The 19051-nt window shown below is 62.9% G+C and carries 18 protein-coding genes and 1 pseudogene; 12 read left to right on the top strand and 7 right to left on the bottom strand.

Features of this window, described 5'->3' with window-relative positions:
* Window positions 1–47: 47 nt before the first annotated feature.
* From JGU72_RS07615 to JGU72_RS07600, 4 genes are all read right to left on the bottom strand, one after another.
* Complete coding sequence (locus JGU72_RS07615; protein ID WP_307828337.1) at window positions 48–2045, bottom strand: LCP family protein; 1998 nt, start codon at window positions 2043–2045, stop codon at window positions 48–50.
* A 132-nt stretch (window positions 2046–2177) separates the two neighbouring features.
* The gene (dusB, locus tag JGU72_RS07610) at window positions 2178–3320 is read right to left on the bottom strand and encodes a tRNA dihydrouridine synthase DusB (RefSeq protein ID WP_199683028.1); all 1143 of its coding nucleotides are present in this window, start codon (window positions 3318–3320) and stop codon (window positions 2178–2180) included.
* Window positions 3321–3387: 67 nt separating this feature from the next.
* Window positions 3388–4344, bottom strand: coding sequence for an acyl-ACP desaturase (locus tag JGU72_RS07605; protein ID WP_199683027.1), 957 nt, complete (start codon window positions 4342–4344; stop codon window positions 3388–3390).
* A gap of 154 nt (window positions 4345–4498) precedes the next feature.
* Complete coding sequence (locus JGU72_RS07600; protein WP_199683026.1) at window positions 4499–5125, bottom strand: DUF937 domain-containing protein; 627 nt, start codon at window positions 5123–5125, stop codon at window positions 4499–4501.
* Window positions 5126–5283: 158 nt separating this feature from the next.
* On the opposite strand from JGU72_RS07600, the gene JGU72_RS07595 reads away from it, so the two are divergent.
* The 3 genes from JGU72_RS07595 to JGU72_RS07585 all read left to right on the top strand — a co-directional run bounded on the left by JGU72_RS07595 (window position 5284) and on the right by JGU72_RS07585 (window position 7537).
* On the top strand, window positions 5284–5544 hold the full coding sequence (locus JGU72_RS07595) for an acyl-CoA-binding protein (RefSeq protein WP_199683025.1): 261 nt from the start codon (window positions 5284–5286) through the stop codon (window positions 5542–5544).
* Window positions 5545–5564: 20 nt separating this feature from the next.
* A complete protein-coding gene (locus JGU72_RS07590; protein ID WP_199683024.1) occupies window positions 5565–5939 on the top strand; it encodes an MmcQ/YjbR family DNA-binding protein in 375 nt (124 codons plus the stop codon).
* Window positions 5940–6205: 266 nt separating this feature from the next.
* The gene (locus JGU72_RS07585) at window positions 6206–7537 is read left to right on the top strand and encodes a hypothetical protein (RefSeq protein ID WP_199683023.1); all 1332 of its coding nucleotides are present in this window, start codon (window positions 6206–6208) and stop codon (window positions 7535–7537) included.
* Here the strand turns inward: JGU72_RS07585 and JGU72_RS07580 are convergent.
* Window positions 7471–8247: a 2'-5' RNA ligase family protein gene (locus JGU72_RS07580; RefSeq protein ID WP_199683022.1), complete on the bottom strand. Its 777-nt coding sequence runs from the start codon at window positions 8245–8247 to the stop codon at window positions 7471–7473. The genes JGU72_RS07585 and JGU72_RS07580 overlap by 67 nt on opposite strands.
* A 258-nt stretch (window positions 8248–8505) precedes the next feature.
* Here JGU72_RS07580 and JGU72_RS07575 point away from each other — a divergent pair, with 258 nt between their 5' ends.
* The 6 genes and pseudogenes from JGU72_RS07575 to JGU72_RS07550 all read left to right on the top strand — a co-directional run.
* Entirely contained in the window at window positions 8506–8742 is a 237-nt protein-coding gene (locus JGU72_RS07575) for a helix-turn-helix domain-containing protein (protein WP_199683021.1), read from the top strand.
* 287 nt (window positions 8743–9029) lie between these two features.
* Window positions 9030–9158 carry an excisionase family DNA-binding protein gene (locus tag JGU72_RS07570; RefSeq protein ID WP_233531201.1) on the top strand — a complete coding sequence of 43 codons (129 nt, stop codon included), beginning with the start codon at window positions 9030–9032 and terminating at the stop codon, window positions 9156–9158.
* A 467-nt stretch (window positions 9159–9625) separates the two neighbouring features.
* Window positions 9626–10393: a DUF2637 domain-containing protein gene (locus JGU72_RS07565; protein WP_199683019.1), complete on the top strand. Its 768-nt coding sequence runs from the start codon at window positions 9626–9628 to the stop codon at window positions 10391–10393.
* Between the two features lie 34 nt (window positions 10394–10427).
* On the top strand, window positions 10428–10637 hold the full coding sequence (locus JGU72_RS07560) for a helix-turn-helix transcriptional regulator (protein ID WP_233531199.1): 210 nt from the start codon (window positions 10428–10430) through the stop codon (window positions 10635–10637).
* Between the two features lie 7 nt (window positions 10638–10644).
* Window positions 10645–11439: a helix-turn-helix domain-containing protein gene (locus JGU72_RS31225; RefSeq protein WP_199683018.1), complete on the top strand. Its 795-nt coding sequence runs from the start codon at window positions 10645–10647 to the stop codon at window positions 11437–11439.
* Between the two features lie 476 nt (window positions 11440–11915).
* Window positions 11916–12626 (top strand): annotated as a pseudogene (locus JGU72_RS07550) (IS110 family transposase); the annotation flags it as partial.
* 94 nt (window positions 12627–12720) lie between these two features.
* Here the strand turns inward: JGU72_RS07550 and istB are convergent.
* The gene (gene istB, locus JGU72_RS07545; protein WP_199683017.1) at window positions 12721–13476 is read right to left on the bottom strand and encodes an IS21-like element helper ATPase IstB; all 756 of its coding nucleotides are present in this window, start codon (window positions 13474–13476) and stop codon (window positions 12721–12723) included.
* Window positions 13477–13540: 64 nt separating this feature from the next.
* Entirely contained in the window at window positions 13541–15079 is a 1539-nt protein-coding gene (gene istA, locus JGU72_RS07540; protein ID WP_199683016.1) for an IS21 family transposase, read from the bottom strand.
* Between the two features lie 173 nt (window positions 15080–15252).
* Between istA and JGU72_RS07535 the strand changes: the two genes are divergently transcribed.
* Genes JGU72_RS07535 through JGU72_RS07525 form a run of 3 tightly spaced genes read left to right on the top strand, consistent with a single transcriptional unit; the run spans window position 15253 to window position 19036 of the window.
* A complete protein-coding gene (locus tag JGU72_RS07535; protein WP_199683015.1) occupies window positions 15253–16011 on the top strand; it encodes a hypothetical protein in 759 nt (252 codons plus the stop codon).
* The gene (locus JGU72_RS07530) at window positions 15996–17546 is read left to right on the top strand and encodes a hypothetical protein (protein WP_199683014.1); all 1551 of its coding nucleotides are present in this window, start codon (window positions 15996–15998) and stop codon (window positions 17544–17546) included. Before JGU72_RS07535 ends, JGU72_RS07530 begins: the two co-directional genes overlap by 16 nt.
* Window positions 17543–19036: an SCO6880 family protein gene (locus JGU72_RS07525; protein ID WP_199683013.1), complete on the top strand. Its 1494-nt coding sequence runs from the start codon at window positions 17543–17545 to the stop codon at window positions 19034–19036. Before JGU72_RS07530 ends, JGU72_RS07525 begins: the two co-directional genes overlap by 4 nt.
* Window positions 19037–19051 lie beyond the last annotated feature (15 nt).

The raw sequence follows: 19051 nt of genomic DNA, 5'->3' as shown, positions 1-19051 counted from the left end.
CGATCAAACGGTGAACGGAGAGTGAAGAACCAGCACGTCGGAACAGGTCAGGAGCAGGATTCGTCGCCGGCATTGGTGACGGCGAGGTCCGCGGGCAATTCGGTATTGGCTCTGGTGATTTGCGCCGGCGCGAGCGCAGTTCCGACCCTCGTCGGCGTCTTGACGAGTCCGCTGAAGTTGGTTCCGATGACGAGTTCGATCGTCGTACCCAGTCCCTGAACCTGTTCGATGACGGCGTTCGGTATCGCCGACGCGACCGTCTGAGCCTCGGCTTGCTGACCTTCGGAGAACCGCACGATCGTGTTGGAACTCGTGCCGCTCTCGTAATTGCCGACGTTCGCAACGTCGAATCCGTAGTCGGCGAGGCTCGTCGCGGTCGTCGCGGCGAGGCCGGATTCGCCTGACGCGTTGGAGATCTGCAGCGAGATCGAGGAGGGGTCGACGGCAACGCTCGGTTCGACGGTTGCCGTCGAACCGTTCGTGCCGGTCGGGGAGGCCGATGTCGTACTCGACGTCGAGCGCTCTTCGCCCGGCAGCGGATCGTCGCTGATGATCGCGTTGAAGATTGCCTTGATGTCGCTCTTGCGGGGAATTTCGTTGCCCCACTCGTTGGTTCCGTCGGTCGGGACGGTCAGGAACGTGACGGCTCCGGCGTCGACGCCCTGGAGTGAGCGGCCAAGGGTCAGGAGGTCGCGGGTTGTGACGTTCTGTACGAAGGTTTCCCGTGTGAAGGCCTCGATGAAGCCGTTCAGCTTGCCCGGGTCGAGCAGCACGTTGTTGGACAACGCGGACCGAAGGAGGGACGAAAGGAAGCGCTGCTGGCGTTTGATGCGGCCGTAGTCGCCGTTGCCCTCGGTCTCGATGTTGCGTGCACGCACGTAGTTGAGGGCGGTTGCGCCGTCGATCTTCTGCTTACCGGTCTGGGTGAGGATTTCGCCGAGTTCGTAGTCGACCAGCGGTTCCGTCGTGCATACCTCGACGCCGCCGACCTGGTTGACCATCGCTTCGAAGCCGGAGAAGTCCATGCCGACGAAGTGGCCGATCCGCAGGCCCGACATCTTCTGAATGACCTTCACCAGGCACTTCGGGCCACCGAGTGCATAGGTCGCGTTGAGCTTGTCGTTGGGGGCGGCGTCGAAGATTTCGTCGGTGTATTCGCCCTTGTCGTTGTTCCAGCCACGGCACTGCGGACGGTCGACATCGAGGTCGCGGGGGAACGAGACCGCGACGACGCGTTCCCGATTGGCCGGAATGTTGACGAGCATCACTGTGTCGGAGCGGGCCGACCCCTCGAACTCGTCGGCCGTTCCGGCCCCGACCTCGCTGTTTGCGCCTGCGCGGGAGTCGGTGCCGACGATCAGGAAGGTCTCGTCACCGGTCTGGCCGACCGGGTCGACGACGTCGGTCGAATCTTGATCGAGCGCGGAAACCTGGATGAAGTGCTTGTCGGTCGAGCGTAGGTAGCCCCACGCCATTCCGGTCATCATGACTGCCAGGATCGCGACGATCGCGACGACCGAGCGGCCGACAATCCGCATGCGACGGCGGCGGCGTAGGCGACTCATCGCCAACCGGGTCAGCGGCGGCTTGACGCCGACCTCTTCAGGCAGAGCCGGCGGCGGCGGAAGGTCCGCGAGTCGGGCGGCGCGTTCGATCGCCGGTTCGGAAGCTTCGTCCTCGGTCGCTCGTGCATGCGAAGGGACGTGCGGAGGCTTTTCCGACAGGTCGGGCATCGGGGTGTCGACGACCCTGGGGATCGTGTCCGTATCGTCCTCGCGGTCGCGCGGGGAGCGGTCCTCGCGGCGGCCGACCTTGTCGACCAACTGCGAGACCGAGACTGCGTCCGAGCGGCTCGGGCTGCGAGTTGCCTCGCCACGGCCTGCCGGACCGCGGAAGTTCAGGCGGCGTTTGAGGCGGTCCGTGCGTTCGGATTGGCGGGAGCGGGCGTCGTCGACGACGGGCGTCTCCGCTGGGTCCATGAAATAGCGTTCCCAGGGGGCGCGGCCATCAGGTGTCGGGTTGCGCGACGAGCGATCATCTCCCACCTACGCAACCCTGTTCTCTCGTTCTGTACCGAATGGTTTCCGCAATGATAGTGACTAAGTGTGAGTGGTCCACTCCGGAAACACTTGCGATGCCGCGCCGGTCACTCAGCCGAACTTTGAGCAAATACTCCGCTAACCACCGCTGTGCATCAGATCGGCGCCCGCAGGTACGAGGCAATCCTCGGGGTCGTCGAGCCACCCGTCGGGAAGTGCAACGGTGCCGGGTGAACCCTGGCGGCCGCGCGGTCCTTCGGCGTCTTTCGGGAACGGCACCGACGAGTCGAGTTGACCCAGGAGGTCGTCGAGCTCGGTCAGCTTCGAGACGAGCGCGAGCTCGACCCGAAGTTCGGAGCCTGCCGGGAATCCGCGCAGGTACCAGGCCACATGCTTACGAAGCTCCCGCATGCCCTTGGCCTCACCGTGGTGGTCGGCGAGAAGCTCCGCGTGGCGGCGCATGATCGTCGTGACCTCGCCGAGGTTCGGCGGCTCGGGTTCGGGCACGCCGTGCATCGCCGCGCTCAGTTCCGCGAACAGCCACGGACGGCCCAGGCAACCGCGGCCGACCACGACGCCGTCGCATCCCGTTTCAGCCATCATCCGGACCGCATCCTGCGCCGCGAAGATATCCCCGTTACCGAGCACTGGGACATCTGTCACATGTTCCTTGAGACGCGTGATCTGATCCCAGTCCGCAGTCCCCGAGTACCGCTGAGCGGCCGTCCTGGCGTGCAGGGCAACCGCTGCCGCACCCTCGGCCGCGGCGATCCGGCCGGCGTCGAGATGAGTGTGATTGTTCTCGTCGATCCCGACGCGGAATTTGACGGTCACCGGAACGCGCGTGCCCTCCGTGGCCCTGACTGCGGCCGCGACGATCTTGCCGAACAGCGTGCGCTTGTAGGGGAGCGCGGCACCGCCACCCTTGCGGGTGACCTTCGGGACCGGGCAGCCGAAGTTCATGTCGATGTGGTCGGCCATGTTCTCGTCGACGATCATCTTGGCGGCGCGGTACGTCGTTTCGGGATCGACCGTGTAGAGCTGCAGTGAACGAGGTGTCTCGGTGGGTCCGAAGGTCGTCATGTGCAGCGTCGCGGGCTGGCGCTCGACCAGTGCTCGAGCGGTCACCATCTCGCAGACGTAGAGCCCGGAGACGCTGCCGGCGCGTGCGATCTCCAGTTCGCGGCAGAGCGTCCGGAATGCGACGTTCGTGATGCCGGCCATGGGTGCCAGGACGACGGGGCTCGCCAGTTCCAGTGAGCCGATACGGAGAGAATTCACTACAACAACCTCACACAGCACTGCGTCCGGCACCGATCGGTGCCGGACGCAGTGAACGGATCGAAAATCAGGATGCGCGCTGCTCGCGCAGTTTCGCTTCGCGGGCGAGCATCCGGTCACGCTGCTCTTCGAACTTCAGAACCTGGCCCTCGAGCTTCTCGAGGAACTTGGCGAGATCCTCACGGATATTCTCGCCTTCGGCGGTGAAGTCGGTGCGCTCGAAGACGTTCCACTTGCGCAGAACCGGCTGGACGACCTCTTCGAGGTGCTGACGCAGGTCGTAGATGCCGTGCTTGGCCATCAGGACCCCGTTGCGGCGGAAGTTCGGCATCCCGGCGCCAGGCATCTGGAAGTTCTGGACGACGAGGTTGATCGCACGCAGCGTCTGGTCCGGCGACAGGTCCATCGCGGCACCACAGATGTTGCGGTAGAAGACCATGTGCAAGTTCTCGTCGGCGGCGATGCGCTGCAACATGCGGTCGGCGATCGGGTCGTGGCAGACCTTGCCGGTGTTGCGGTGGCTCACACGGGTCGCGAGTTCCTGGAACGTGACGTATGCGACGGAGTGCAGGAGCCCGGCCTCGACCTCGGCCGGCAATGCGAACCCGTTGGTCATGTGTTCCATGCGGAACTGCTCGAGCTGAACGGGATCGACGCCGCGAGTGACGACCAGGTAGTCGCGGATCGCGATGCCGTGGCGGTTTTCCTCAGCGGTCCAGCGACCGACCCAGGTGCCCCAGGCGCCGTCCATGGAGAAGTTTTCCGCGATCTCGCGGTGGTACGACGGGAGGTTGTCTTCCGTCAAAAGGTTGGTGATCATCGCAGCCTTCGCGACCTCACCCAAACGGGACTGCTCAGGATCCCAGTCTTCGCCGCCGAGCGCAGCAAAGTTCCGGCCCTCGTCCCACGGAATGTAGTCGTGGGGGTGCCATTCCTTCGCCATTCTTTCGTGACGGTTGACGTTCTCTTCCGCGGCTGGCTGCAACTCCGTCAGCAGCTCGAGTTGGGTTAATTCCCTCGCCATAGCTTGCCCCTCGATTGATCGCAATTTCGTAAATTCGGCCCGTCCTTGGGCTGGCGCATCGTAGGTCAGCCTACGCGACCGTAGGTGCGAAGTGAAAGTTTTCCACACCTCGCACCCACGGCCGACCACATGCATAAAGAGGCGCGGGAGGCGTCTAGCGCTTCCCGCCGCCGAGTAGACCACCAAGTACATCGCCGAGCGCGCCGCCGGCGTTTCCACCGAGAATACCGCCGAGCACGCCGCCCAGCCCGCCAGCGCTACCGCCGCTGCCGCTGCCGCTGGTGGCGCTGCGGAGGAGCCCGCCGAGGAGGTCGCCGAGAACGCCGCCACCAGCCGACTGTGCCTGCGGAGTAGGTGTCGGTGCGGGTGTCGCGGCGCCCCCACCACCGGTCAGCTGCTTGGCGACGTAGGCGAGGACGATCGGCGCCAGGATCGGCAGCAGCTGCTTGATCAGCTCGTTGCCGCCACCGCCCACGCCACTGCCGAGGGTGCTGACGACCTGGTTCTGAGCCGAACCGAAGATGTTGCTGACGATCTTCGTGCCGTCGTTCACATCCACCTGGTTGATGTCGACGCCGCCGTCGAGGAGGTCGCCGTGCTGGCTGAGTGCGTTCTCTAGGGAAGCTGCGCCTTTCGGATCCTGCGCGTTCGCCTCCAGTCCGCCGACCAGCGTTGGAATTGCGGCCTTGACCGCGTTCGTAGCCGTCTGCTCATCGACGCCGAGCTGACCGGCGATCTGGCTGATGGGAATCTGGGACAAAAGATCTTCGAGTGATGCCATTCGGCCCCGCCTATTCGTGGGCATTACCGTCAAATGCCCCGTGGCGCTGACAATAATGAACCCTTCGCATCGGCGGGAGAGTTTGTTTCCCCGAGGTCTTTTCCTGATCGGCGTTAGGCTGACTTCGACGATTCCGTCGACACAACAGGGAGTGTGCAATGTCAGAGCTCGACGCTGAGTTCGCCCAGGCGCAAGAGGATGTCAAGAAGCTCACCTCGCGGCCGAGTAACGACGATCTGCTGAGCCTCTACGCATTGTTCAAGCAGGGCTCGAAGGGTGACGTCGACGGCAAGAAGCCAGGCCGTTTCGACATGGTCAACCGCGCCAAGTACGAGGCGTGGGAGAAGAAGAAGGGCACGTCGAACGACGCAGCCAAGCAGGCCTACATCGACCTCGTCACGAAGCTGCTCAAAGGCTGACTGCTGAGGCTCGAAAAGTTATGACAGACAACATGCGTCGCCTCGAGGAGTTCGTCGCCGAGCTCCCCGAGGCTGTGCGCGTCGATATCGAAGAGTGGGGCGGGCACCCGACGTTTCGGGTTCGCGGCAAGAACTTCGTGTTCAGCGACCTCGACGCGACGAGTCTGTCCTTCAAGCTGACGAAAGACGAAGCGGCGGCGGTCGTTGCAACCGATTCTGCCGCGGAGCCGGCCGGCTACGGCCTCGGCCGGCACGGGTGGGTCAATCTGACGCTGCCCCCGGATGCCGACGACGAGCGGTGGAGCCAGCTGCGCGAATGGGTGCGGACCTCGTTCACCCTCGTCGCGCCGAAGAAGCTGGCGCGCATCGTCGAAGCGGACGATTTCTCGTCCTGAAGTGCCCCCTCTCGGGCTCGAACCGAGGACCTGCGGATTAAAAGTCCGTTGCAGATCTTTTATAACACGCGGATCTGTGACGTGCAAGTTTCTGCCTAATAATGCCAGTTCAAGCGATATTTTTCGATTGCATCGAGTGGAAACATTGCGACTCGGATGGCAGCGAAAAGAATCGTCTCTGCCACATGTTTGCCACACGGGTGGTTGTGTGTTGCCACACGAATGGCGGATGCGCGGAGTACGATCTGCGAAATAGGTGGCAGTGCGTGCTGCTGAGTGGGGGCAAAGGGGTTGTTGTGGCCGCGAACGGGAAGACGCCGAATCAGCGACTAACAGCGCTGATGGTTGAAACTGGAGTCAGCAACAAAGGCCTTGCTAGTCGCATGCGTGAAGCGAGTGTGCGTTCAAACGGCGAGCGCATCGCAACTACCCACACCACGATCGCAAAATACTTGAGCGGGATCATTTCCCAGCCAGGGCAGCGGAGCTGCGACGTGTTGATTTCTGTTCTTACCGAACTGACCGGGCGCGACCTCATCCCGGCTGATGTGGGCTATCCCGAAGCAAGTGTTTCGACGCCAAAAGGCCTGGCCAGTTCCGATGAAGGCTTCGAAAGCCCGCTTGTCATTGCCGCGCGGTTGCAACAGATTTCGTCGACGGATGTTGACGACGGGGTCCTCGACATCATCGATTTTGCTCTGACCGACATCCTTCTGCGCTACGAGCTCGAAGGTCCTCGCCGTCTGGCGCCGGAGGTTTTCGCCCTACGTCGGCGGATTGAAGTGCTTCGGAAGCAGACTCGTCATCCCCTCCAGCTACACCGGCTATACGTCCTCGCCGCCAAGCTTTCGGGGACGCTCGGATACATGGCTGTGAATCGGGGCCGATTCGGCCATGCGCGAATCTATTGCCGCGAAGCGTTCGGCATCGCATCGTTGATCGCCGACTCCGGCTTGCAGGGCTGGGTCCGCGGAACCGAAAGCTTCTGCGCCTACTACGTGGGAGATTTCAAACAAGCCGCGGATCTCGCACGTGATGGTGTTCGATATGCTGGCAACGGCCCGCAGTCTGTCCGGCTCTACTCGAACGGTCTTGCGCGGGCCTTGGGAAAGCTCGGCGATGCTGATGGGGTCGAGGAAGTGATCGCGGCAGCTATGTCGCTCTCAACGATGCATAGCCCTTCGGAGGGGCTCACTCCAGCACTAACATTCGATTCGTACGGTGCCGCGAGGCTGGCCGCGAACGCAGCGACTGCGTTTCTTTCTGCTGGCAAGTTCGACCGGACCTTGGACTATGGGCACGATGTCGAAAAGCTCGTCAATGAGTCTGATTCAGTATGGAGCAGATCGCTCGTGCGACTCGATATGGCAACGGCGCTGATTCGTTCCAGCCGGCCGGACGTCGAACAGGCGATGCAACTGGGGCACGAAGCCCTGATGGCATCGGACGACCGCCCAATCCGATCTGTCTGGCAGCGTGCCCACGAGCTGGGTGCGGTCGCGAAATCGGTCAAAGTACCTGAGGTCAAGGACTATTCAGACGCATTACGTGAGTGGTCGACACGTGCGAAGGAGTTTTCAGCACCGGCCGCTCCGTAGTGCCCCGAGTTGGCATCTCGCAGAACGACTTTATGGCGATTTGCCCACCGATACTGCTGGCCCTCCCGACGAACTTCGACGAGATCTACGCTCGACACCGGCACGACTACTGGCGGAATCGACCGCAGTTGCTCCACACACTCCACGAGTTCATCCGTCGGGCGTCTGCAATTGCTGTATGCGATGCCGAGATGCGGGCGGAACAAGCTCGTATCCACAGGACTCGCGCCCGGGCGGAGGCTCGCCTTTGCGAGTTCGTGGTGGAGGCGAAACAGGTCGGTCCACGGTGTAACCGAAAACCTCGCTGCACCCTTCGAGCCAGCTAACGGACCGATCGTGATGGAAAACGCGTCCACCGATTCGAGGCGTTCTGCAGCATCAGCGGCAATGGCGTCTAGTTCGAAACTCGAGACCGCGGCCGACGGCCCGACCTTCAACACTGTCATGTGCAAGCCGTCTACCGGCACTGGGTCGAGGTACTCAGTCGGCAAGGCCGCCTGGCAGCGTCGGGCGAGATTCGCGAGCTCGCCGTCATCAAACGTTAGGTACCAGTAGTAAGCCGAGTAGTTGTCATCCCAATTCCTAAGGGACCAATGATCGTCGAGCGTCGCCACGCCACGAAACGCGGCCCAGTCGTTGCGGCGGATTTCGCCGGCGTCAGAAAGCGAAGCGGGGAGCGACGTCGGAAATGCATGTCGTGTTGGCATCATCTGTTCCAGTTCCTCCCGCGCTCCGAGGTCGGCCCACGCGATTACGAATCCTCAGATCGTCACGAAGGCTTCGTCGCCGAGTCTACGGTGTACGCGTTCCCCTCGCCTTTCCGAGTGAAGCGAACGGCCTGGTCGGGGTTTTGTGTGCCCCACGGCGCGTCGAGTGCCCCCACTGTGTGCACTGCCGTGTGACGAAGATCGTCAGTTTCATTGGGTTGCAAGGTGTTTCCGCCGCAATCAATCCAAGGAGCGAATTCGATGGCTCATTCGAAGAAGTGCCCCCATGGTCGCCACAGTTCGCCCGGCGATCCGTCGTTGGTGAGTCTGCAGGAAGGCGCGCAAACGATCGGTGTCTGTGTCAAGACGTTGCGAAACTGGATTTCGGAAGGCCGGCTCACCGGCTACCGCCTGGGTCCGCGCGCCATCCGTATCGATCGAAACGAGCTGTTCGCTCTTGCGCGGCCACTCGCGGGCTCGCACACTCGCAGTTCGTGAAGCTCAGCGATGAGTGGAGCTGGGCGAGCGCGTTCGCCTTTGGTGTTCTTGTCCATGAGACCACCCGGACCTGGCGTGGTTTGTCGGCGGAGCATCCAAGTGACGATTTATCAGGGGACGTCTTGAGAAGTCACGTTGTGTGGTGCTGTCGTCCTGCCTGTACACGGGAATCTGTTTGTGCCCGAACCGATTCAACAGTGACCGGGCAGGTCACTCGGCCGGGCGCCATTGCTGAAGGGACTTCACACATGCAGGCACACAATCGATCAGGCGCCGGGACACCAGTCTTGATCGACATCCAAAAGGGTGCCGAACTCGTCGGAATTCATCCGAGGACGCTGCGCCGCTGGATCGCAGAGGGCCGACTGACAGGCTACCGACTCGGCGCGCGAGCATTCCATGCCGACAAGAAATAAAAGCCTCGCGCTCGCAAAGCCATTCGCGACGGCGGGTGGCGCGTGGTGAACGCCTACGAGATGAAATTTCGGGAGCTTGGGAGGCTATTCCATGTATTCGAGGACATGGCGGCGTCCGCTCAATCGATAGGCCGCGAAGGGGTTGAGCCTGAATCTGGATTCCCCAACCAGCGGTTGGCTCTCGCGGTCAGTGCGATGGTCAGCATCGCCAATAGCCAGCGCGAAGTGTTGAATAGGCTCCGCGCGCACGCCCGACCTGGAGGTAACACGCCGCCGAGCACGACTGGGAGCGCAGGTAGTCACCGCGGCGCGTCGCAGCGAACCGGCGATCCGCGCCGCCTGCTCGCCGACGTCGGTCGCGGGCCTCGATACGTCAATCAGGGCGGTTTCGCCCTCCGGACGGGGTGGAGGGCGACGAGCGGACGCAACTCGTCGCGATCACGATACGACGGGTCGTGCTGCTACACATGACGGCTAGCCGGGCTCGCCCACTCCATATTGCAACCATCTCCGCTGTCGGCTTGACAGTCGCGATCGCCACAGGTGCCTTCGTGCTCTCATTCGCGGCACTGTCGGACTTAGCGGTCCAAGCTGGCCAACCGCGTCGCCTCGCATGGATTTGGCCAGTCATCGTTGACGGAGCGATCCTGCAGTCAACCATCAGTGTTGTGACTCTGGCGCGTTTCGAAAATGCCAAACCTGCGCTGCGGTTCTTCTGGATGGTCCTCGCGAGCACAGCCAGTGTTTCAGTGGCCGGCAACGCCTTTCACGCCGGAATATCGTCGGGCCGCACACTCGCGCCGTTGGTGAGCGCGGCCGTGGCAACCGTCGCGCCAGTCAGCCTTCTCGCTGCTACACATGGGATTGCTCTCCTCATCCGGATCACCCAACACGCTGAACCGATGCCGAGCAAAAAAGACCACCCGATTCCGGGTCAACCCGCGTCCCGGCAGCGATCGCCAAAGTCAAGTAAGGCAAACGACATTCGCCCGCCTAGACGATCCAAACCGAGTCCGACACTTTCACCCGTGACTGCTTCGGATCAACATGCCTCGAACGATGACCCAGCAGGAGTCGCCGCCGCACTGAAAGCGGAGGGCTGGTCACATCGGCGGATCGGCGTCCGGCTTGGCGTGCATCACAAAACAGTCGGACGGATGCTGCAGAAAAGGTCGCAGCCCGCTGAAGCCACAACTCCAACCGAGATTCGGAATATCTCGACCGCAGACGTGTAGGAAAACGACAGTATTTATCCAGAAGGGACAAGGCATGAGCCATCCGCCGACCGATCGAGACATGCTGACCGCCAACGAAGTCCGCGAAATCACCGGCGTGCCGGTCTCGACTCTGCACGACTGGGCATCGAAGAGAGAGCGTGGACTCGATGCCCCCGGGCCGCACCACATGCGCTTGAGCGTCCGCCATCGCAGGTGGGCAAGGCGGGACGTGTACGCCTGGCTTGAATCCGCACGAGTGTGATCGATCAATGAGCTGGAAAGCAGTTGATTGGGCCACCGACGCAGACGTTGGGTCACCAACGCTCAAGTTGATCTTAATCTTGCTCGCGAACAAAGCAGATGAGCGATTCTCCTGCTTTCCGTCGATCCGGACGCTGATGGCTGAATCGGGCGCAGGCAGAAGCACGGTCCTTCGTGCTCTCAAAACGTTGGAGGCCGACGGGCTGGTCACCAGGCGTGCCCAATTCCACGACTCGGGAGCGCAGCGGTCAAGTCGATACTTCCTCAACCACCCTGACGCGCCGCATGTTTCACCCCGTCCCGATTCGACACCCCCCGGTCCCAATCCGAAACGCCGCCCGGTTCGCCGTGAAACGGAGGGGGTGTCATATCGAGACCCCACGGGAGTACCGGTCGTGGACCCCAATAACCCCTCAAGGGAACCCCCATCCGAATCCATTGACGCGGGGGCCGAGCTTCTCCGGACCCTCCCGCCTGCGTGGACAGTTGGCCGGAAGGATCGACTCCTACTGGCACCGAAGATTGGCGCTGCACTTCGCGCCGGCTGGGACGCGAAGCATCTTGCGGACTATCTGGCGAAGAACCCGGTAGGCGTGCGTTTTCCTGCTCGGGTTTTGTTGGCACGACTCGCGGATCTTCCTGGGCCGCCAACGTATTCGACGAAACACTCGAACTCCGGATTCCCGTGGTGCGGTAAGTGCGAAGACTCTCTGTCGAGAACAGTCACGGTTGTGCAGTCAGATGGCTCGGATCGTGCTTCTTTTTGTCCACGATGCAGTCCGCAGGCGCGAATTCGTACTTGAGAATCGGTGCTGACGCCAGTACCCCACGAGTAAGCAGTGATGGGAAAGTCACACAGGGCATATTCAATCTCGGCGCGAGGTTCGACGTCGTCCTGCCTCACAGCCAATCGGTTCAAGCACACAATCGTCCGCACCAAACGAGAAAGTTCGCCAGATCGAGGACAAAGCGGTCTTCAGACACGCGCATCGTTAGATCGGTGTCATCGATGACGCCCGACGCAATTCCGACTTGTATGAGTGTCACGGTTCCGGATGGGTTTGCTGCCCTTAACGTTCCGTAGCAGACCGGAAGGGTTGACTCGCGTAATTCCTGTCACCCGCAGTTCGGGTTGACCCTCGTGAGGTGTGTCCACCCTTCCGGTCTGCGTTCGCGGCGTGACTCGAGAGAGGCGTGACCAGAAGCTGCAATGCGAGGTACTTGAAGTCGGATTGTCCGCCGCGGATCCCAACACACAACAGCGAAGGGAACCGAATTTATGATCGTGATCGGCATCGATCCACACAAATCCACGCATACTGCCACCGCACTCGAATCCACCACCAACGCCGACCTCGGTTCGCTACGCATCGATGCCTCTATCGCCGAATACAAGCGACTGATCGGCTGGGCGAAAGCCTGGCCGGACCGGACGTGGGCCATCGAAAATGCCGACGGACTCGGCCACCACCTGGCGCTATGGTTGCTAGCTCTCGGCGAGGTCGTGCTCGATATTCCGACGACCGCGACGGCGCGGGTTCGGGAACTCTCTCGCGGCGGTCGCCGCAAGAACGACCGGATCGATGCTGCGGCAGCAGCGAGTGTGGCAGCGCTGCAAGGTGATGCGCGTCAGGTCTACCCGGAGACCGTCACCGACTCTCTCGCGCTCCTCGATGAGCGGCGAGTCAACCTGTCACACAGCAGAACTCGTGTTGTGAATCAGTTGCATGCGTTGCTGCGCGAGTTGATGGCCGGCGGCGCTCCGAGATCGCTGACCCCTGTCAGCGCGATCGCCGCGCTGCGTGGCTTTCGCCCCCGCACGGGTTCGGACCGAGTTCGTGCGGAGCTGGCAAAGGAGCTCATCGCCGACGTCCGGCGCTTCGATGAGCAGCTGGTGGCCAATCGCAAAAAGATGACCGCGCTGCTCGACGAGCACGGCACAAGGCTGCGCGAAATCGACGGTGTCGGGCCGGTCCTGGCTGCCCGTGTTTGTCGGCCGTCGCGTAATTCCCCAGGGGTAGCTGTCACGTAATTCCTCACGTTCGGCGCTGCTGTGCTGAGGGTAGCTGGGCATGTGGTCGGTGTCAGGTGGCTGTTGCGCCGGGTCGTTTGCGTGGCCGGTAGGACGGGCCGTCCATGAGGACTTGATGGCTGGTGTTGATCAACCGATCGAGCAGCGATTCCGCGACGACGGGGTTCGGAAACAGCGGATACCAATCCTTCGGTGCTCGGTTGCTGGTGAGAATTACTGGTTTCCCCGCGATGGCACGGTCGGAGACCAGGTCGTAGAGGTCATCGGATTGGGTCGGGGTGTGCTCCCGCATCGCGAAGTCGTCGACGATCAGAACCAGCGGTCGGGTGTATTCACGCATGCGTTGACCGATGGTGCGGTCGGCGTGACCACCGGCGAGGTCGGCGAGCATGCGTGAGCATTTGACGAACCGGATGTCGCCACCGCGGCGGGCGACTTGATGGCCAAGCGCTTGTGCCACATGGGTTTTCCCGACCCCGACGGGTCCGTAGAGGATCGCTGATTCGCCGGCATCGAGCCAACGCAGGGCGGCGAGATCGCGCAGCATCGCCGAGGGAAGTTTCGGGCTGACGGTGAAGTCGAAGTCCTCGAAGGTGGATTGATGCTCGAACCGTGCCCGGCGCACCCGCCGCGCCAGCGCTGCGGTTTCGCGGCGGGCGACCTCGTCCTCGCACAGCACTTGCAGAAATTCCAGATGCCCGAGTTTTCCGTCCCGGGTCTGAGCGAGCCTGGCGTCGAGGGTGTCGAGCATGCCGGTGAGTTTGAGGGTTTTGAGCGCAGTCCGCAGACTGGGGTCGTGAATGGTCATGACAGTCCTGTTTCGTCGATGTGGTTGCAGCGGAACATGATCTGGCGCACGGAGTTGGTGGTTGTCAGGCGCTGAGTTCGGTGTCGAAGGCAGCGGGGCCGCGCAGCATCGCCGGCGGCGCAGGAACTGGAGTGGCCGGTCGGTCGCCGTGTTCGGTGCCGGTGACGAGGATGCCTTTGACGGTGCGGTAGTGCGGATCACCGACCTCGAGGGCGCGAGCACAGGCGGCGTCGAGGCGCGTGTCGTCGTAGGTGTCGCGCAACCGGATGATCGCCTGGATCGCCCGCAACCGGTGAACGGCGTTGACCTGGGACAACTCTGCGATGATCGCGACGGCACCGGGCCCGATCTGCTCGGCATGAGTACGGCACCACGACACGCTGCGCAAGGTGTGTGCGACCTTGTGCGGCGGATAGTGTTCGAGATTGGTCGAACGCCCCGACAGATGACGGACATGGGTGGCCGCGACGGTGTCGTCGTGGAAGATCTGCACCACATCACCGGCGGTGCGGACACTGACCTTCTGCCCCATCAACCGCCACGGCACCGAGTACAACGCTTTGCCGGATTTGACGTGGCAGTCCGGGGCGACGGTGCCGACCGTGTAGCTCACCGTTTCGAATGGGCGAGCGGGCAACGCGGCGAGAGCGTCTTTCTCGACCGCGTCGAACACCGCTACCGGTGTCGCACCGTCGAGGCCGCGGTGCTTGTGAACCCCGTAAACGTCGGTGGCCCAACGCAATGCCTCGGCCTGCATATGCTGCAGCGAGGCGAATTCGCGGCCCGAGAAGAACGAATCACGAATATAGGGCATCGGTCGTTCCACCCGCGGTTTGTCCTTCGGTTTGCGAGCTCTGGCCGGGTCGACGAGGGTGCCGTAGAACGCGGCGAGTTCGGCGTAGGCGCGGTTGATCTGCGGGTCGTAGAGATCGGGCCGGTCGACACCGGTCTTGAGGTTGTCGCACACCAATCGTGCCGGGATGCCGCCGAAGAAGTCGAATGCCGCGACGTGGGAGGCGTTCCACGATGCCTGGTCCAGCTTCAGCACCGGTTGCACGAACAGCTTGCGTGAGCACGACAGGATCATCGCGAACACCCACACCGCGACCCGGCGGCCCGAGACCGGGTCGAACCACATGCCGAGTTTGCCGTAGTCGATCTGGGCTTCACTGCCAGGTTCGACCGCACCACGCGGGACGGTGACCTTGTCCTCGACGGACTGTTCGGCGAAAGTGGCTGCGATGTAACGTCGTACCGTCGATTCCGACACGTCGAGCCGGTGGTCGTCGCGAAGCCGTTGCGCGATCGTGGCGACCGTGACCGGCACCGCGAGTTGCTCGGTGATCCAGTCGTGGTGCACCGCGATCAGCGGCCATGTCACCGCTCGTGCTGCCGGGTCGTCGAGTTCGGGGAACCATCGGCGTATGCGCTTCCGCCACAACACTTCGTCGAACGCGACGTCGGGTGCAGGTGTCAGACCCTCGGCTAGTGCTGGGGCGAGGTATTTACGAATAGTTTTTCGGTCGATGTCGAGTGCCTGATAGATCTGCACCTGGGATCGGCCCGCGTTCCAGTGTCGGAACATCTCCACGAAGTCGGTCACTTTCCACGTTCTCCTTGCCACCTCAGGCCCCTTCCAGGCCCTCGGTGGGGCACTGAACGGAGCGAACCTGAGCAGCACCCGAACCCCGAACGGACACGCCCCAGGGGTGGGGAATTACGTGACGGCGGGTGAGGAATTACGTGACGGACAACCCCTCAGAGGTGGGGAATTACGTGACTGCTGACACCCCGTCGCCGTCACCGCAATCACCGGTCACGGCAATCCCGAACCCATCGAGCGCGCCCGGACAGCGTCCCGACGCCGGATCGAACACGCAGCCTGCTGGTATCGGGGTTCCGACCACCGATCGGCTCGGCCGCCGAATCGACATTCCGAACTGGGTCGGTGGGTGGGCATTGCCGCAAACTCCGGTCGAACACGCACCCTATCTACCGATCGTGGCGGTCGACGCACCTGCAGGACTGATGTGGCAGCGCGTCAACGACGGTGTGGCCGTGCCGTTTTCCACCTCCGACGGGCCGACCACCATCGACGGCCTACAGGCGGTCGGATTTGCCCGTACACCGCAAGGGGCCGCGCTCGCGGCCGCGCAGATCTTCTATCGTCTCGCTGCGGTCGACAACCGCACCGCCCAGCGCATGTTCGACGAGCAGACGGTGATGCTGCCCGCACAACGACAGCTCGTCGATGACCAGTTGCGGCAGGAAGGACCGGGAAAGCACCGAACCCCGGCGGATGCGCTCTCCTACATCTCCAAGACCGATGCGTTCCGATTGCTCTCCTACGCAGAGGATTTCGCGGTCGTGGAGTTTGCAGAGCAGAGTCCGCCGACCGACGACGGTAAGCCTCGGTGGGGCACGTCTCGGCACACGGTGGTGTGGGAGGGCGGGGACTGGAAATTGAAGTTTCAGGACAACGACACCGACCAGCGCGGCTACACCAGCACTCTCGGTGGGTGGACACCATGGTGACCCGACTGCACCGCCTCGTCCGAACACTGCTGCTCGGCGCGGTCCTGGCTGCTCTTGCCCTGTTGCTGACGGCTCCGATCACCTCCGCCGAGCCGGTGCCTGCACCGCCGCGTACGCCGGACGCTGCTCCCATACTGCCTCCGGTCGGCGCCGGTGATCCTGGAAATACGTTCGGCTTCAACGAGACCTGCGAAAAGCTCGGCGAGAAGTTCGACCCGGGTGGGTCGAATCTCAATCCGCTCAACGCGCTGCCGAACCTGCTGTCGTGGTCGGCAGAAAACCAATGCAAGATGACCAACGTCGTCACCCATCCGGGCGAAGCGCTCAATGCCTTCTGGAACTCCAGCTTCGGAAAGTCGACGAAGGCCATGATCGCCGGCGTCGCCGATGGCTACGGCACCGTCTTGAACTGGTGGTTCTCCATCCCCACCCCGAAGCTTGCCGACGTCGACTATCTGACGGTGCTGCAGAGCTACATGATGCCGATCCAGCTCGGCGTGCTCTGTTTCGCGATCATGCTTGCTGCCGTGCGCATCGCCTGGGCACGGGCGGGCAGTGAAGGCGACGTCTCGCTGGACCTGCTCAAGGTGATCGGCCGCGTCACGTTCGTCACCACGATGTTCGGTGTCGTGGTCGCCGGTGGGACGAAACTGGCCGACGTCTTCAGCTTGTGGTTGCTCTCCGAATCGAGCGGCGGCGATCTCGGCGACAAAGTCGAGGCGATGTTGCTCGACGACAATTCGACCTGGGGGCCCGGCTGGATCCTGTTGATCGCGATCTTCGGGATGGGCGGTGCATTGCTGCAGGCGGTGTTCCTGGTGATTCGACAGGCATTCTTGATCGTCATCGTCGGGTTCATGCCGATGGCTGCCGCGGCCTCGGGTACGGAGATGGGCGCGAACTCCTACACGCGGATGATGCAGTGGACGTTTGCGTTCATCGCGTTCAAACCGATCGCCGCAGGAATCATGGCGACGGCGTTCTGGGCCGCCGATCCCGGCTCTGATGCCAGCAAGCTGCAAGGGCTGATGCTGCTGACGGTGTCCGCAGTTGCGTTGCCCGCCGTCATGCGGGTTCTCGGGGTCAGTTCCATGGTCGGCGGGTCCGGCATGGGCGTCGCCGGGGCCATGATGTCCGGTGTCGGGGCAGCTGCTGCCGTCGTGAGCGGCGGGGCGGCGGCGGTCGGCGGTAAGGCACTGGCCGGTGTTCGGGCCTCGACCGCGCGCAGCAGCGCCGCCGCGGCGCCCTCGGTCGGCGGTTACACCGGTGCCGCAGCGAAGTCCGGAGCACGGCAGATGCCGTCCGCACCCCATGCCAAGTCGTCGGGATCACCGGGATTTTCCAACGGTTCTTCCGCGTCCCAGTCCAGCAGTTCGCGCACACCGACCGGGCTCAGTAGTGCAGCGAAATCCGGCAAGTCCACCAACGCGGTGGCGACCTCGCGAGCTGGCACGGCAGTGCTCGATCGCGGTAGTCACGGCGGTGTCGACGACATTCCGCACCGCAGCCTCGGTGCGAACGAGGTTCCGCTGTGAGCGGCCGGCCCCAACGCCAGACCTACATCGGGTGGAGCCAACCGAAGTCGGCGTTCCTGGCCGGAATGGGTCTGATTCCCAGCATCTATCTGCTGGTCATCTTCGTGATCTGGATCTTGTCGGTCTACGTCATCGGACTGGCGAGCTCGCTGGTGTTGGCGCTCGTCCTGCTCGCGACGTGGGGGCCGCTGGTCCTGCGAATCGAAGGAAAAACCACCTACGAGTGGGTCCTGCTCTACAAGCAATGGCGCAAACATGTGAGAAAGGGGGAGGACATGTACCGATCGGGCCTGTTTTCTCGCGTTCCCGGCCGTACCTGCCGACTGCCCGGCGTGCTGTACCCGACCCGCCTGCACGAAGGGTGGGTCCAACATCAATCCCGGCAGGTGTACGGCGTGATCGAGATGCCGTCCCAAAACCAGTTCACGGTCGTCATCGAATGCTGGCCACAAGGCAACGAGGCCATCGACCAGGACGCCGTCGACGACTCGGTATTCAACTGGACCAACTTCTTGAACTTCGTCGCCGAACCCGGCGACATCGACGGTGCCACCGTGATCATCGAAACCGGACCGGAGACCGGTAACCGGATCCGCCGCGAAGTGCGCGAACTGTGCGCACCCTCTCGACCGGGCGGTGATCTCCCCGCCGCGATGATGGCCGAAGCCGCCGCGATGCTGCCCTCGGGTTCGGTGCGGATGTGGGCGCGAGTAGCGATCACCTTCCGCGCCACCACTGCAGACCGGCGCAAAGACGCGGGCGAACAGATCAAAGAGATGTCGCGGCGCATGGGCGGGGTCCTGACGGTGCTCAACGAAGCCAACCTCAACCCGCGGCTGCTGCCGCCGGAAGAAATCGTGTCGTTGACCAAACGCGCCTACAGTCCCTCCACCTTGGCCGACCTCGAGCTCGGCGAAATGGACGGTGGCCACGACATCGGCTGGGAAGACAGCGGACCGATGGGCCACCAGGAACGCATCTCGAGCTTGTACCACGACGGATGCTGGTCGACGACGTGGGAAATGTCGAAAGCGCCGGCATCGGCGGTCACCGAAACGGTCCTGCGTCCGCTGCTCGACGTCAACGGCGATCTCGTGCGTAAACGCGTCGCCATCGTCTATCGCCCGCACTCGCCGGCCGATGCTGCCGCAGCTGTGGACTCCGACTACAAGAACGCGCTCTCGGGCCGCAACGGACAACGAGGAATCGGATCGGTCGAGGCGAACCTGAAAGTCGAGTACGCCGAGGCGCAACGTGAAGAACAAGGCAGAGGCCACGGGCTGACCTTGTTCGGTGTTCTGGTCACCGTCACCACGCCCGAAGACGGGGACCGGCCACGCGCGGATTCGATCACCAAACAGCTCGGCGTCCGAGCGCGACTACGGCTGCGGCGAGTGTATTTCGCTCAGGCCGCGTCGTTTGCCGCCACGCTCGGCATCGGGGTGCTGTTGCCCGATCACGAGAGCGTGTCGCGGAAGTTGGCGTCGTGATGACCCGGGCGGGAG

It is taken from the genome of Antrihabitans auranticaus (assembly GCF_016481275.1).
GTDB lineage: Bacteria > Actinomycetota > Actinomycetes > Mycobacteriales > Mycobacteriaceae > Antrihabitans.
The sequence above is the reverse complement of the archived record's forward strand: the minus strand, read 5'-3'. Positions and strand labels throughout refer to the sequence as shown.

Coding starts and splice junctions, on each gene's coding strand:
- JGU72_RS07605 (WP_199683027.1), bottom strand. CDS start 4,344: ATGGCGAGGGAATTAACCCAACTCGAGCTGCTGACGGAGTTGCAGCCA.
- JGU72_RS07600 (WP_199683026.1), bottom strand. CDS start 5,125: ATGGCATCACTCGAAGATCTTTTGTCCCAGATTCCCATCAGCCAGATC.
- JGU72_RS07595 (WP_199683025.1), top strand. CDS start 5,284: ATGTCAGAGCTCGACGCTGAGTTCGCCCAGGCGCAAGAGGATGTCAAG.
- JGU72_RS07590 (WP_199683024.1), top strand. CDS start 5,565: ATGACAGACAACATGCGTCGCCTCGAGGAGTTCGTCGCCGAGCTCCCC.
- JGU72_RS07580 (WP_199683022.1), bottom strand. CDS start 8,247: ATGATGCCAACACGACATGCATTTCCGACGTCGCTCCCCGCTTCGCTT.
- JGU72_RS07575 (WP_199683021.1), top strand. CDS start 8,506: ATGGCTCATTCGAAGAAGTGCCCCCATGGTCGCCACAGTTCGCCCGGC.
- JGU72_RS07565 (WP_199683019.1), top strand. CDS start 9,626: ATGACGGCTAGCCGGGCTCGCCCACTCCATATTGCAACCATCTCCGCT.
- JGU72_RS07560 (WP_233531199.1), top strand. CDS start 10,428: ATGAGCCATCCGCCGACCGATCGAGACATGCTGACCGCCAACGAAGTC.
- JGU72_RS31225 (WP_199683018.1), top strand. CDS start 10,645: ATGAGCTGGAAAGCAGTTGATTGGGCCACCGACGCAGACGTTGGGTCA.
- istB (WP_199683017.1), bottom strand. CDS start 13,476: ATGACCATTCACGACCCCAGTCTGCGGACTGCGCTCAAAACCCTCAAA.